Origin of the sequence: Sphingomonas suaedae (genome assembly GCF_007833215.1) — a bacterium.
Taxonomy (GTDB): domain Bacteria; phylum Pseudomonadota; class Alphaproteobacteria; order Sphingomonadales; family Sphingomonadaceae; genus Sphingomonas; species Sphingomonas suaedae.
Genome location: NZ_CP042239.1, coordinates 1,515,505 through 1,529,147, shown reverse-complemented (window position 1 = coordinate 1,529,147; position 13,643 = coordinate 1,515,505). Strand labels below are relative to the sequence as shown.

The following is a 13,643-nucleotide window of genomic DNA, read 5'->3' as shown; positions in this document are numbered from 1 at the left end:
TCGGAAGCGCTAAGCCGCCCGGTCGTCCACCGAGTCCTTGCCCAGCAGCGTGCGGACCCGCCACGCGTCGGACGCCCAGTTGGTGCCCTGCGAAAACGGGATCGATTCCACCCGTGGCGCGCTGTCGATCCAGGGGAACAAGTCGCGCTCTTCGCGATCCATCCGGTCCTCCAGTTCGGCGGTGCGCAGCCGCACCGCGACCGCATAGGCGCGCCAGTCGCGTACCACGACGTCGGGCGGGAAGCGCTTGGTATGCGCTGCAAAGCGCGCATAATCGACCGTGGTCGACTGGCAGAAGCGCTCGGCGGCAAGCCGCGCTTGCGGGTCTGCGTGCAGCCGCAGCCGAGGGTAGATCATCCGGTCCTTGAGCGTCAGTGTGCGCAATAGCGTGCGTGTAAAACGCCACCGCGCGTCGTTCAGCTCTTCGACGCCGGGCGGGTCGAACTGCCGGGCCAGCGTCGCCATCTCGACATTATACTCTCGCAACCGGCGATGTTCGGCAAAAAAGGGATCGAGATCGGACACGGTACAAACCCGCTTTCATGACTCCGGAACGACAGGGCGACATCGGATCGATGCCGGGACAGGCTGGCGCGCGGTCCATTTGTCTTTTAGGGCGCGGAGATGGCTAGAGGTCGGGCAACCAGCAGAAATACGTTACGGGACGCACCGCGCGCGGTAAGGCGATGAGCCCGACGCGCCTGATTCTCGGCCTCGATCCAGGACTCGGCACCACCGGCTGGGGGCTGATCCGCGCCGAGGGCAACCGCCTCAGCCATATCGCCAACGGCCAGCTCAAGACCGATGCAAAAGCGCCACTGCCCCGGCGGCTCGCGCATCTCGACGCAATGCTCGCCGCGCTGGTCGCCGATCACGCCCCCGATGGGGCGGCGGTCGAGGAGGTGTTCGTCAACTCCAACCCGCAATCGACGCTCAAGCTCGCCCATGCCCGCGGCGTCGCCATCGCCGCAGTCGCGCGCGTCGGGCTGGATGTTGGCGAATACGCCCCGCGCCTGGTCAAGAAGGCGGTGGTCGGCACCGGCACGGCGGAGAAGGCGCAGGTTCACGCGATGATCGTCCGCCTGCTTCCCGGCACGAAGATCGCGGGCGCCGACGCGGCCGATGCGCTGGCGGTCGCGATCTGCCACGCGCATCATCTGGGGAGCGCGCGCGCGCTGGGACGGTGACGGGCGCTTGTCTGTTTCCGCTTTCCTACAACAACCCGTTCCGTTTATGTACCACAGATGCGGGGCGCGGCGCCTGTTGGCGATCCGGATCGCGCGCGGCTGCGGAAGGCCGCGATAGTGTAAAGCGAGTGTAAACTTTGGATTTGGCGACACCGGCATGATCGCGCATTTGAACGGCCACCTCGCCGCGACCGGCATCGATCATGCGGTGATCGACGTGAACGGTGTCGGCTATCTCGTCGGCGCCTCTGCGAAGACGCTGGCGGCGCTGGGCGCGCTCGGCGAGTTCGTGACCGTGCATACCGAGATGCTGGTCGCAGAGGATTCGATCCGTCTGATGGGCTTTGCATCGGCCGAGGAACGCGACTGGTTCCGCCTGCTCACCGGCGTGCAGGGGGTAGGGGCCAAGGTCGCGCTCGCGATCCTCTCGATCCTTTCCCCCGCCGAAGTCCAGACCGCCGTGGCGCGAGCGGACGCTGCGATGATCGCGCGGGCGAACGGCGTCGGCCCGAAGCTCGCCCAACGCATCGTCAACGAACTCAAGGACAAAGCGGGTGGCATCGCGATCGGCAGCGGCGGCGCGGGGACGGCGGCTCCGGCCAGCGGCGCGGCGAACGACGCTGTGTCGGCGCTGTTGAACCTCGGTTTCAAGCCTGCGGAGGCGAGCAGCGCGGTGAGCGCCGCAAGCGACGAACTGGGGCCAGGCGCCACCCTGGACGCACTGGTCCGCCTGGCGCTGCGGAAGGCGGCGAAGTGACGGCTATTCTTCCCTCCGTCCGTCATGCTTGGGCTGAAACCGCTGAACCGACGCCCGCCGCAGGGTGGATGCTGAAACACGTTCAGCATGACGGAGTGGGGGGAGGCAAATGACTGAGCCTGACCGCATCCTGACCGCAGCCCGCCGCCCCGAGGACATGGACGCCGCGCTGCGTCCCAAGTCGCTCGACGAATTCGTCGGCCAGCGTGCCGCGCGCGACAATCTGCGCGTATTCATCGACGCGGCGCGCCAGCGTGGCGATGCGCTCGACCATGTCCTGTTCTTCGGGCCCCCCGGCCTTGGCAAGACCACACTCGCGCAGATTATCGCGCGTGAAATGGGCGTGGGGTTCCGCGCCACGTCCGGGCCGGTCATCGCCAAATCGGGCGACCTCGCGGCACTGCTTACCAATCTCGAGGATGGCGACGTCCTCTTCATCGACGAGATTCATCGCCTCGCCCCAGCGGTCGAGGAAGTGCTCTACCCCGCGATGGAGGACCGCGCGCTCGATCTGATGATCGGCGAGGGGCCGTCGGCGCGGAGTGTCCGCATCGATCTGCCGCGCTTCACTTTGGTCGGTGCGACCACACGGCAGGGGCTGCTGACGACGCCGCTGCGCGATCGCTTCGGCATTCCGGTCCGCCTGCAATTCTACACGGTCGAGGAACTGACCCGCGTCGTCACCCGCGCCGCCAGCCTGCTCGACCTGGCGATCGCAGAGGATGGCGCGGCGGAGATTGCCCGCCGCTCGCGCGGAACCCCGCGCATCGCCGGCCGGCTGCTGCGCCGCGTGCGCGACTTCGCCAATGTGCTGGGCGAGACGACCGTCCACGCCAAGGCTGCGGATGCCGCGCTCACCCGGCTGGAGGTCGACGCGCTCGGCCTTGACGCGATGGACCGCCGCTACCTTGCCATGATCGCCGACATCTATCGCGGCGGCCCGGTCGGCGTCGAAACGCTCGCCGCGGGCCTGTCCGAACCGCGCGATACGGTGGAGGAAGTGATCGAGCCCTATCTCATCCAGATCGGCCTGATCGCCCGTACCGCGCGGGGACGGTGCCTCAATGCCGCCGGGTGGAAACATCTGGGTCTAAACCCGCCTGCGGGAGCGCAGGAGGGGCTGTTCGACGGCAAATAGAAGTTGAAGGAAAGCGCCGGGGAACGGCGCTTTCCCCCTCCTCGTCAGTTGATCCGCGCTTCCTGCAGCCCGTCGACAGCCTTGCTGACGAGAATATTCACCGCCACGCGGCGGTTCTGTGCCTTGCCTTCGGGTGTCATATTGTCCGCCAGCGGATCGGCTTCGGCCATGCCGGTCGGGGTCAGCATCCGATAGGGTTTCCAGCCGCAGGCCTGTTGCAGGTGATTGACCACCCGGGTCGCGCGCTTTTCGCTCAGTTGCTGGTTGAGCTCCTGGCTGCCCGTCGAATCGGTATAGCCGACGACCAGCAACAGGGCGTTGTCCATGCTCTCCGCCTGGCTCGCCGCGGCGCACAGTTCGGCCTTGGCCTGTGCGGTCAGCACCGCCTTGCCGGTGTCGAAGTTCACATTGGTGGTGCCCTTGACATTATACTGGTCGATATTGCCGACGCGACCGCGCAGAGCCTCGGTCGCTGCGGTTTGTTCGGCAAAGCCCTGGCTGGTGCCTGTGCGGATCATCGATGCGGTGCGCAGGTCCTTGTTCGCGATCCTGACCTCGCTCGCGACCAGCCCACCGCCGAACTGGCGCGTCTTGACCGTCACCGGCAGACCGTTGAGCAGCGCGTCGCTGCTCCGTTTGGTGCGGGCCAGGCCCAGAAACCCGCCGGTCGACCGGATGTCGGTCGCATCGGTGACGGCGACGATAACGGGCGCACCGTCGGCGGTGGTGACCTGAACCTGATTGCCTTGGCGGGCCGAAATCATCCCCTCGACTTCCGGACCTTCGGGCATCTGATCCAGCGGCGGCAGCGCCTCGCCCTGGATCGTCACCGAATCCTCCGGCGTCAGGCCGGGCTGTTCCTGCGCGGCAAGGCCGGTCGGCGCGGCGGTGGCGAGCATCGCGACCAGCAACAGCTTTTTGGGGTGATTGGAAATGGCACGCATGAAGCTACTCCTACAAACTCATCCCGCTCTGGGGCCTGGGGCTAAGTCTGCGGGCGCGAAATTGGTTCCGGGGGGTGGGCCGAGGGGGGAGGCGACCGGAGGCTGGAACGCGGCGGGGCGATGCAGCCGGTGCGATGGGGGACATGTCCAGAAAGAAAAAGGCGCCGGGATTGCTCCCGGCGCCGTTACGGTCTGGCTGCGGTTGCGGCTGACTTCAGGCCGCCTTCGCCCGCGATGCACGTTTGCGCTCGTGCGGGTCGAGGAAGCGCTTGCGCAGGCGGATCGTCTTGGGCGTCACCTCGACCATCTCGTCATCGTCGATATAGGCAATCGCCTGTTCCAGCGTCATCTTCTTCGGCGGGGTCAGGCGGATCGCATCGTCCTTGCCCGACGAGCGGACGTTGGACAGCTGCTTCGCCTTCATCGGATTGACCTCAAGGTCGTCCGGCTTGGCGTTCTCGCCGATGATCATGCCTTCGTACAGCGCTTCGCCATGCCCGACAAACAGGATACCGCGATCTTCCAGCGTGTTGAGCGAATAGGCATTGGCCTCGCCCGCGCCGTTGGAGATCAGCACGCCGTTCTTGCGACCCTCGATCGTGCCCTTGAAAGGCCCGTATTTCTCGAACAGCCGGTTCATGATGCCCGTGCCGCGCGTGTCGGACAGGAACTCGCCATGATAGCCGATCATGCCGCGGCTGGGTGCGCTGAAGGTGATGCGCGTCTTGCCGCCGCCCGACGGGCGCATGTCGGTCATTTCGGCCTTACGGATGTTCATCTTGTCGACGACCGTGCCCGAATGCTCCTCGTCCACGTCGATGATGACGGTTTCATACGGCTCCATCTTCTGGCCGTCTTCCTCACGAAACAGCACCCGCGGGCGGCTGATGCCCAGCTCGAACCCTTCGCGGCGCATCGTTTCGATCAGCACGCCCAGCTGAAGCTCTCCGCGACCTGCGACCTCGAAACTGTCCTTGTCCTCCGCTTCGGTCACCTTGATCGCGACGTTCGATTCGGCTTCGCGGAACAGGCGGTCGCGGATCATGCGGCTGGTGACCTTGGTGCCCTCACGCCCCGCCATCGGCGAGTCGTTAACGGCAAAGCGCATCGACAGCGTCGGCGGATCGATCGGCTGCGCCTGGATCGGCACGCTGACCGACGTATCGGCGATTGTGTTGGAGACCGTAGCGACGGCGAGTCCGGCAAGGCTGATGATGTCGCCCGCCTGCGCCTCGTCCACCGGCACGCGATCGAGGCCGCGGAACGACATGATCTTCGACGCGCGGCCGGTTTCGATGATGTTGCCGTCCATATCGAGCGCATGGATCGGCTGGTTCACCTTGACCTTGCCGCTGGTGACGCGACCGGTAAGCACACGGCCAAGAAAGTTGTCGCGGTCGAGCAGGGTGACGAGGAAGGTGAAGGGCGCGTCGACGTCCAGCGCGGGCGGCGGGACATGATCGACGATCTTCTGGAACAGCGGCTTCAGCGTGCCCTCGCGCAGCGTCGGATCCTCATTGGCATAGCCGTTGCGGCCCGAAGCGTAGAGGACGGGGAAGTCGAGCTGTTCGTCGGACGCATCGAGCGACACGAACAGGTCGAACACTTCGTCCAGCACCTCCTGAATGCGCTCGTCGGGACGGTCGACCTTGTTGACCACGACGATCGGACGCAGCCCGAGAGCCAGCGCCTTGCCGGTTACGAACTTGGTCTGCGGCATTGCGCCTTCCGACGAATCGACCAGCAGCACGACGCCATCGACCATCGATAGGATGCGCTCGACTTCGCCGCCGAAATCGGCGTGGCCGGGCGTATCGACGATATTGATCCGGGTGCCTTCCCAATCGATCGAGGTCGGCTTGGCGAGAATGGTAATCCCGCGTTCCTTTTCGAGGTCGTTCGAGTCCATCGCACGCTCTTCGACGCGCTGATTGTCGCGGAACGTGCCTGACTGGCGGAAAAGCTGATCGACGAGCGTGGTCTTGCCGTGGTCGACGTGGGCGATGATCGCCACGTTGCGAAGGTTCATAACTGTTCCTGGATGGCGCTGAAATGCGGTTCGGGCGCGCCCATAGCGGAAATTGTGCGGCGCGGGAAGGGCTTCAGTCCTTTGGACGCGCGCGCCGCTTCTCGACGATGTCGACGCGCACGTCCGTCAAGATCAGCTTCCGGTCCCTGATAGCGAAGTCCAGCAGCGCGTCGCCGCCGCTGGGGCAGCAGTTCGCGTCGCTCTCGCGCCACAGCTTGCTGGCCGCGCCCAGCCCCTCGAAATCATAGTCGACGCCTTTCCAGATGCCGAACCCCTTGGGCAGCTTCGAGCCCAGGCTGTCGCGCCAGCTTTCAAGTTCGATGTCCTGCCAGCTCTTGCTGGCCTCGTCCCATTCAAACAAGAGGTCGGCATTGCCGTTTCCCGTCCCCATCACCCGGCCGGGGACCCAGATCATGCCGTCCTGAGTGAGACGCGGCGGTTCGAAGAATACGCCGTCGAACGACCATCCGATCAGTTTTGCGGTGCCAAAGCCGCTGCCCGCCCAAAGGACGATCCCCGCGCCGACGCCGTCCTCCGACGAGGCGCCGTCCATCATTTGCCAATAGATCGACTGGCCGGTCTTGCTCCACAGGATGCCGGAGGAGGTGACGCGACACCTCTGATCGAGCCATGTCGCCATACAGGTCTCGCCGCGTGCTGAGGGCGTCTTCACCATTTCGCGGACGGACTGGGTCTGGGCGAGCGCCTTGTCGAGATCGGCGATCTGATCGCGGAACCGCTGTGCCAGTTCGACGTCCGACAGCGGCTTGCCCTCATAGTCGCGCGCCTGTGCAATCTCGCGCAGCGCCGCCTTTCGCCGTGCTTCCCAGGTTGCGGTGCGGTTACCCGCCATCAGCACGGCGGCGAATTTATGTGCCAGCTCGGCACGCAGCGGGGCGAGGGAAGCGGTATCGCACACCCGCGCGGAATAGGTGTCGAGGCACCGTGCGGGCCCTCGAATAGCTTGCGGCGCGGACTGGACGGCCGATGCCGGGGGAAGCGCAAGAGCGACCAGCATGGCAGTCGCGAAGAATTTAGCGCGCATGTACCTCCGTCGGGGAGGGCGCGTCGCCCGCAGGCTGGACCTTCAGGCGATAGACCTTGCCCATGTCGACCAGAATCGGGCTTGCCTCGGCAGCCGAAGCCACCGGCACCCAGACCGCGATCGAACCGGCAATCATCATCCTGAGCCTGCGTTCCATGACTCCTCCATAGCGCCGAAATACTAACAGGCTGCTAGCCCCCAACCACTGACATTCGCAGTCAGTTGCACGATAGTGGAAGTGTATTATATTTGCGACACACTTGAAGGCGACGCGGTTCCCGTTCATCTAGGGTGGAACCGCTGGAGGATGCGATGGCGACCGAGACTGCGACTGCCGAAAAGACCGACGATCTGGTGCTGACTGCGCCCGAGCCGCTGAAGGAGCGACCGGCCGAGAAAATGGCGGGACTTGTCCCCGTCGACGAGGGCAAAAAGGGTGAGCTCATCACCCGGGTCGAAACCTTCATCGACGATCTGGTGGCGCAGGACGTCAACTCTCCGGAGTTCGGCAAGCGAGTCGATGCGATCACCGCGATGGGATCGAAAGAGATTCGCGATGCGGCGGGCCAGTCCAACCGTTTCCTCGACCGTCCGGTGCGGGCGATGGACAAGGATGCGGGCGTCGGCAAGGATCTGGCCGAACTGCGCCGCGTGGTCGAGGATCTCGACCCCGGCAAGCGCGGCGACCTGACCCAGCGCAAGAAGCTGTTCGGGATCATCCCGTTCGGCAACAAGCTGCGCAACTATTTCGACAGCTACAAGTCGAGTCAGGGCCATATCGCCGCCATCCTGAAGAGCCTGCAGTCCGGCAAGGACGAGCTGCTGATGGACAATGCCGCGATCGATGTGGAGCGGCAGAATCTGTGGGCGGCGATGGGGCGGCTGGAACAGATGATCTATATCTCCAAGGAGATGGATCAGCGTCTGGAAGACAAGGCCAACGAACTGGATCACAGCGATCCGGCCAAGGCCAAGGCGATCCGCGAGACCGCGCTCTTTTACACCCGCCAGCGCACCCAGGACCTGCTGACCCAGATGGCGGTCACGGTGCAGGGCTATCTCGCCCTCGATCTGGTGAAGAAGAACAATGTCGAGCTGGTGAAGGGCGTCGATCGCGCCAGCACCACGACCGTCGGCGCGCTGCGCACAGCGGTGACCGTGGCGCAGGCATTGACCGCGCAGCGGCTGGTGCTCGACCAGATCACCGCGCTCAACACCACCACCGCGAACATCATCGATTCGACCGGTAAGCTGCTCAAGGACAATACCGCCCGCATTCACGAACAGGCGGCGTCTGCGACGATTCCGATCGAAACGCTGCAGCGCGCCTTCCAGAATATCTATGACACGATGGACGCGATCGACACGTTCAAGGTGAAGGCGCTCGACAATATGAAGACCACGGTCAACGTGCTGTCGAACGAGGTCGAAAAGTCCAAGGGCTATATCGCCCGGGCGGAGGGCGCGTCGCAGAACCAGATTTCCGGAAACAACGAGACGTTCAAGCTGGAGGCGCTGTAAGTACCCGTCATGCCGACCGAGATCGACCGTCAGATTGACCGCGCCAGCGAAGTGCTCAACCGTTCGCGGGAGCGCTATACGAACCTGACCGCGCGCGCCAAACGCCGCCGCGACGCCGAGATTCTGGGCCGGGTGGGCCGGATCGGGGCGGCGGCGGGGGCGATCGTCATCGGCGCGATGGTGCTGGGCTGGTTCATTCCGCTGGGCATGGGCGGGGCGTTGCTGGTGATGGCGGCACTGATCGCTACGACGTTGTTCTTCGGGTTGATGCCCACCAGCCGCGAGGTGACGCCGGAGAAGTTCGGCGCGGTGTCGCTGGCGACGCTGCCGCTGCAGACCGAGGAATGGCTCGACCGCCAGCGGCCGAGCCTGCCCGGAGCGGCGATGCCGCTGGTGGATACGATCGGGGTGAAGCTCGAGACGCTGGCAGGGCAATTGCGGACGCTGGATGAGAGCGAGCCTGCGGCAGCCGAAGTCCGCAAGCTGGTCGGCGAGCAATTGCCGGAGCTTATCAAGGGCTATCAGCGCGTGCCCGACAATCTGCGCGGGGTCGACCGGTTCGGCCAGTCGCCCGACAAGCAGCTGGTCGAGGGGCTGGCGCTGATCGACCAGGAGATCGCCCAGATGTCGGCCCAACTGGCGCAGGGCGATCTGGACGCGCTGGCGACGCGGGGTCGCTATCTCCAGATCCGCTATCGCGGCGACGACGCGATCGAATAGCCCGGCGTCAGGGCTTGCCGAGCGCTTCCACTGCCCTTGGCCGCAGGCGGTCGGCGGCGGCGGCGTGGATGCCGGGGGCAGTCGCCAGCAGGCCGAAGCTCTCGCCGCGCGGGGTGTTGAAGCGCAGTTTCTTTCCCAGTGCGTCGGTCACCGTGGCGCCAGCTTCCCGCGCGATCAGCACGGCGGCGGCGATGTCCCAGTCGGCACCCCAGCGGAAGGTGGCGAGCAGATCGGCCTCGCCCGCCGCGACCATCGCCATGCGCAGCGCGATTGAATTGGGTCTTGGGACCATGACCAGGTCCTGATCGACCGCTGGAAGATCGTCTGCGGGAACGCGAGCGCCGGGCAGGTCGGCGCGTCCGGATGCCGCGATCTGGTCGCCGCCGCGAGTGGCGCCCGCGTCGCGCACTCCGATCCAATGCTCGCCGCGCGCCGGGGCGTCGAGCACGCCGATCACCGGCTGCCCGTCCTCGACCAAGGCGATCGACACGGCCCAGCCCGGGCGACCGCGCAGATAGTCGCGCGTGCCGTCGATCGGATCGACCACCCAGACGCGGCGGTGGGAGAGGCGGGCGAGATCGTCGGCGGTCTCCTCCGAAAGCCAGCCAGCATCGGGGAGCAGTGCGGAAAGCCGCGCGCGGAGCAGCTCGTCGACCGCGAGATCGACCTCGCAGACGAAATTGTTGGGAGACTTCTCCCATTTGCGAACGTCGGTGCCGAACCGGGCGTGCGCCAGCCGTCCCGCCTCGGCGGCGACCGCGCTGACCGCCCGGGCGAGGCCGTCAGCCACTGGCCACCGTCATTCCGTCGATCCGCAGCGTCGGCACATTGATGCCGTAGCGCAGTTCGAGATCGTTGGCGGGAACGAGCGCGCGGAACATCGCCTGAAGCGTTCCGGCGATGGTGAACTCGCTGATCGGCCGGGTGATCTCGCCGCCCTCGATCAGGAAGCCGGCCGCGCCGCGGCTATAGTCGCCGGTGACGAGGTTGACGCCCTGACCCGATAGTTCGGTGACGTACACCCCATAGTCGATATCGGCGATCAGCGTTTCGACCGGCAGCTTGCCGTTCTGCATCGTGAGGTTGCTTGGGCCGACCGAGGGGGCGCCGCCGATGCCGCGCACCGCATGGCCGGTTGGTTCAAGGCCGAGCTGACGCGCCGATGCACTGTCGAGCAGCCAGGTTTGGAGCACCCCGTCCTCGACCAGTGCGACCGGCGACACGGGCAGGCCCTCTCCATCGAACGGGCGCGAGCGCAGGCCGTGGGGTCGATGCGGATCGTCCACGACTGATATGTCCGGGGCGAAGATCGGGCTTCCCATCGCGTCGAGCAGGAAGCTGGTCTTTCGGGTGATCGCGCTGCCGGAGATCGCGCTGCTCAGATGGCCGAGCAGGCCGTTGCCGACGCGCGGGTCGAACACGACCGGCATCGCGCCGCTGCGCACCCGGCCCGCGCCAAGCCGGGCGACCGCGCGTTCGCCCGCGCGGCGGCCGATCGCTTCTGCGGACTCCAGATGCCGGGCGTGGCGGGCGCTGTGATAGGCGTAATCGCGCTCCATCGCGCCGGTTTCGCCCGCGAGTACGCTCGCCGAGATGCTGTGGTTGGACGCGGCATAGGCGCCGGTAAAGCCATGGCTGGTGGCGAGCGCCCAGATGCTGCGGCTGGCGCTGGCGCTGCCGCCTTCGCTGTTGGTGACCCCGGGAACGGCGCGGGCGGCGTCCTCGGCGGCAAGCGCGGTGGCGCGAAGGGTCACGGGGTCGGCGAGCGCGCCATCGTCGAGGTCGAGTTGCGGCACGTCGCCCTGGAGCAGGCGTCCGGCGGGAGCGAGACCCGCCCATTCGTCCTCGGGTGCCTCGCGCGCCATCGCCACCGCGCGCTCGGCCAGCGTATCGAGCGCGGCGGGGCTGAAATCGGTGGTCGAAATGCTGGCGGACCGGGTGCCGCAAAACACGCGCAAGCCAAGTTCCGCGTGCTCCGCCCGGTCGACATCTTCCAGCGCCCCGAGCCGGACCGATACCGAGAGCGATTCTCCCGCGGACAGCATGGCATCGGCGGCGTCGGCGCCTGCACGGGTGGCGCGGGCAATGGCGTCGTGGACGCGGGTCTGGGCTTCGTCGGGGGTCAGCATCGCGGCGATCTAGGTATTCGGGGGGCGAAGGTCAAAAGGCTGTCGTCCCCACGACGAAGCAGGCGGCGAACATCAGCAACCCGGCATTGCGATTCGAGCGGAAGCGCTGGAGCGCATTGGCGCCATCCGCAGGAGCAAGCGTCGCGACCTGCCAGGCGAGATGCAGCGCCATCGGCGCGAGTGCGGCGAGGACGAGCGGGTCGGGGCGAACCTGCCACAGCGCCGTCGCCCAAAGTGCAACGGCGAGTGTGTAGAACAGGGCCACGCCCGCTTTTACCCGGCTGCCGAGGCGCCGGGCGGACGAACGGACGCCGACCAACGCGTCGTCCTCGACATCCTGAAGCGCGTAAATTGTGTCGTATCCGATCACCCAGGCGATGCACCCCGCATAGAGCAGCAGGGCAGGGGCGGGCAGCTCGCGCGTGATCGCCGCCCAGCCGACGAGCGCGGCCCAGGAGAAAACGAGACCCAGCCACGCCTGTGGCCACCAAGTGATCCGCTTCATGAAGGGGTAGGCGGCGACCAGGATGAGGCTGGCGAGCGCGATCGCGGCGGCGAAAGGGTTGAGCTGGACCAGGACGATCAACCCGATCAGGCAGAGCGACATCAGCCAGATCCACGCGGCCTTGAGGCTCACTGCGCCGCTCGCCAGCGGGCGGCTGCGGGTGCGGGCGACCTGACGGTCGAGATCGCGGTCGACGATATCGTTATAGACGCAGCCCGCGCCGCGCATCGCGATGGCGCCAAGCAGGAACCACGCGATCATGTCCCAGCGCTCCACCGCGCCGCCGGACAGGGCGATCGCCCAGGCGCCGGGCCAGAAGAGCAGCCACCAGCCGATCGGCCGGTCGAACCGGGCGAGCAGCGCATAGGGGCGGGCGGCGGCCGGGAGCAGTCTCATCAGACCGCGATGCTGGGTGTCGGGAACGGTCTGTGCCGGATCAGTCATGGACGAAGCTGACACAGGCCAGACGAAACTGACAAAAAACGCGCTGTTGTACGCGAGGGTGTAAGGTCGGAGAGAAGGCCGGGATCATCGTGGCGTGCTGCCACAGGCCGGGGTGTGTAGGACAGTCTTTTCTCGGGAGTTTGCATGGTTCGCGTCGGGATTGTCGGGTTCGGGTTCGCGGCGCGGACCTTTCATGCGCCGCTGATCGGTGTGGTGGAGGGGATGGAGGTCGTTGCAGTCGCGTCAAGCGACGCAGCGAAGGTTCATGCCGATCTGCCGGGCGTTGCGGTTGAGTGCGGTCCCGCGGCGCTGATCGCACGGGACGATCTCGACCTGATCGTGATCGCTTCGCCCAATGATACCCATGCGCCGATTGCGGCGGCGGCGCTGGCGGCGGGCAAGCATGTGGTGGTGGACAAGCCCTTCACCGTCACGCTGGACGAAGCGCGCGGGTTGATCGCGCAAGCGGAGACCGCCGGGCGGGTGCTGAGCGTGTTCCACAATCGGCGCTGGGACAGCGATTTCCTGTCGGTGGCGAAGGCGATCCGCGCGGGACAAGTGGGCGAGGTTGCGCAGTTCGAATCGCATTTCGACCGGTTCCGGCCCGAAGTCCGCGACCGCTGGCGAGAGCGGGCGGTACCGGGCGGGGGCATCTGGTTCGACCTTGGGCCGCATCTGGTGGATCAGGCGCTGTGCCTGTTCGGCCTGCCCGACTGGGTGCAGGGCGATATTGCGATTCAGCGGGTGGGCGGACAGGCGGACGATTGGGCGCATGTCGTGCTGGGCTATGGCGCGATGCGGGTGGTGCTGCACGCGTCGGTGCTGGTTGCAGGCGGAACGGCACGATTCACGGTGCATGGGCAACGCGGGTCGCTGGTCAAGGCGCGGATCGACCAGCAGGAGGCGCAGTTGCTGGCCGGTGTCGTGCCGGGCAGCGAAGGTTGGGGCGTGGACGACGATGCGCTGACGGTGTTCGATGGGGCGGGCGAGCGGCGGGTTGCAGCCGAGCGCGGGGACCAGCGGCGCTATTACGCGGCGATCCGTGACGCCATTCGCGGCGATGCGGCCAATCCCGTGCCGGGGATCGAGGCGCTGGCGGTGATGGCGGTGATCGACGCGGCGCAGCGTTCGTCGGAGCGCGGCGCGCGGGCCGAACTAGCGCTGAGCGACGCCGAGCGGCTTGCCTATGGGGTTTCGCGCAGCTCTGTATACCCCACACGGTAG

14 protein-coding genes are annotated in these 13,643 nt (G+C 66.4%); 6 read left to right on the top strand and 8 right to left on the bottom strand.

The window, feature by feature from the left end:
- Positions 1-9 precede the first annotated feature (9 nt).
- Positions 10-525, bottom strand: a complete 516-nt coding sequence (locus FPZ54_RS07285; protein WP_145846082.1) for a hypothetical protein — start codon at positions 523-525, stop codon at positions 10-12.
- A gap of 161 nt (positions 526-686) precedes the next feature.
- Between FPZ54_RS07285 and ruvC the strand changes: the two genes are divergently transcribed.
- The 3 genes from ruvC (at position 687) to ruvB (ending at position 3,082) form a co-directional block, all read left to right on the top strand.
- On the top strand, positions 687-1,187 hold the full coding sequence (gene ruvC, locus FPZ54_RS07280) for a crossover junction endodeoxyribonuclease RuvC (RefSeq protein WP_145846080.1): 501 nt from the start codon (positions 687-689) through the stop codon (positions 1,185-1,187).
- A 157-nt stretch (positions 1,188-1,344) separates the two neighbouring features.
- Positions 1,345-1,944, top strand: a complete 600-nt coding sequence (ruvA, locus tag FPZ54_RS07275) for a Holliday junction branch migration protein RuvA (protein ID WP_145846078.1) — start codon at positions 1,345-1,347, stop codon at positions 1,942-1,944.
- Positions 1,945-2,053: 109 nt separating this feature from the next.
- Positions 2,054-3,082: a Holliday junction branch migration DNA helicase RuvB gene (gene ruvB / locus FPZ54_RS07270; protein ID WP_145846077.1), complete on the top strand. Its 1,029-nt coding sequence runs from the start codon at positions 2,054-2,056 to the stop codon at positions 3,080-3,082.
- 44 nt (positions 3,083-3,126) lie between these two features.
- Here ruvB and FPZ54_RS07265 read toward each other — a convergent pair whose 3' ends face one another.
- The 4 genes from FPZ54_RS07265 to FPZ54_RS19770 all read right to left on the bottom strand — a co-directional run bounded on the left by FPZ54_RS07265 (position 3,127) and on the right by FPZ54_RS19770 (position 7,257).
- Positions 3,127-4,026, bottom strand: a complete 900-nt coding sequence (locus tag FPZ54_RS07265) for an OmpA family protein (RefSeq protein WP_145846076.1) — start codon at positions 4,024-4,026, stop codon at positions 3,127-3,129.
- Between the two features lie 214 nt (positions 4,027-4,240).
- On the bottom strand, positions 4,241-6,055 hold the full coding sequence (gene typA, locus FPZ54_RS07260; protein WP_145846075.1) for a translational GTPase TypA: 1,815 nt from the start codon (positions 6,053-6,055) through the stop codon (positions 4,241-4,243).
- Between the two features lie 73 nt (positions 6,056-6,128).
- Complete coding sequence (locus tag FPZ54_RS07255; protein ID WP_145846073.1) at positions 6,129-7,100, bottom strand: hypothetical protein; 972 nt, start codon at positions 7,098-7,100, stop codon at positions 6,129-6,131.
- Entirely contained in the window at positions 7,090-7,257 is a 168-nt protein-coding gene (locus tag FPZ54_RS19770) for a hypothetical protein (protein WP_186456943.1), read from the bottom strand. Before FPZ54_RS19770 ends, FPZ54_RS07255 begins: the two co-directional genes overlap by 11 nt.
- Positions 7,258-7,412: 155 nt before the next feature.
- Between FPZ54_RS19770 and FPZ54_RS07250 the strand changes: the two genes are divergently transcribed.
- Positions 7,413-8,621 carry a toxic anion resistance protein gene (locus FPZ54_RS07250; protein ID WP_145846072.1) on the top strand — a complete coding sequence of 403 codons (1,209 nt, stop codon included), beginning with the start codon at positions 7,413-7,415 and terminating at the stop codon, positions 8,619-8,621.
- Positions 8,622-8,630: 9 nt separating this feature from the next.
- Positions 8,631-9,341, top strand: a complete 711-nt coding sequence (locus FPZ54_RS07245; RefSeq protein WP_145846071.1) for a hypothetical protein — start codon at positions 8,631-8,633, stop codon at positions 9,339-9,341.
- Between the two features lie 7 nt (positions 9,342-9,348).
- Here the strand turns inward: FPZ54_RS07245 and FPZ54_RS07240 are convergent, their stop codons facing one another.
- Genes FPZ54_RS07240 through ubiA form a run of 3 tightly spaced genes read right to left on the bottom strand, consistent with a single transcriptional unit; the run spans position 9,349 to position 12,419 of the window.
- Complete coding sequence (locus tag FPZ54_RS07240) at positions 9,349-10,131, bottom strand: inositol monophosphatase family protein (protein ID WP_145846070.1); 783 nt, start codon at positions 10,129-10,131, stop codon at positions 9,349-9,351.
- Positions 10,124-11,470 (bottom strand): TldD/PmbA family protein, encoded by a 1,347-nt coding sequence (locus FPZ54_RS07235; protein WP_145846069.1) that lies wholly within the window; start codon positions 11,468-11,470, stop codon positions 10,124-10,126. The genes FPZ54_RS07240 and FPZ54_RS07235 overlap by 8 nt, the downstream gene beginning before the upstream one ends.
- Before the next feature lie 31 nt (positions 11,471-11,501).
- Complete coding sequence (gene ubiA, locus FPZ54_RS07230; RefSeq protein WP_145846067.1) at positions 11,502-12,419, bottom strand: 4-hydroxybenzoate octaprenyltransferase; 918 nt, start codon at positions 12,417-12,419, stop codon at positions 11,502-11,504.
- A 144-nt stretch (positions 12,420-12,563) separates the two neighbouring features.
- Between ubiA and FPZ54_RS07225 the strand changes: the two genes are divergently transcribed.
- Complete coding sequence (locus FPZ54_RS07225) at positions 12,564-13,643, top strand: oxidoreductase (RefSeq protein ID WP_145846066.1); 1,080 nt, start codon at positions 12,564-12,566, stop codon at positions 13,641-13,643.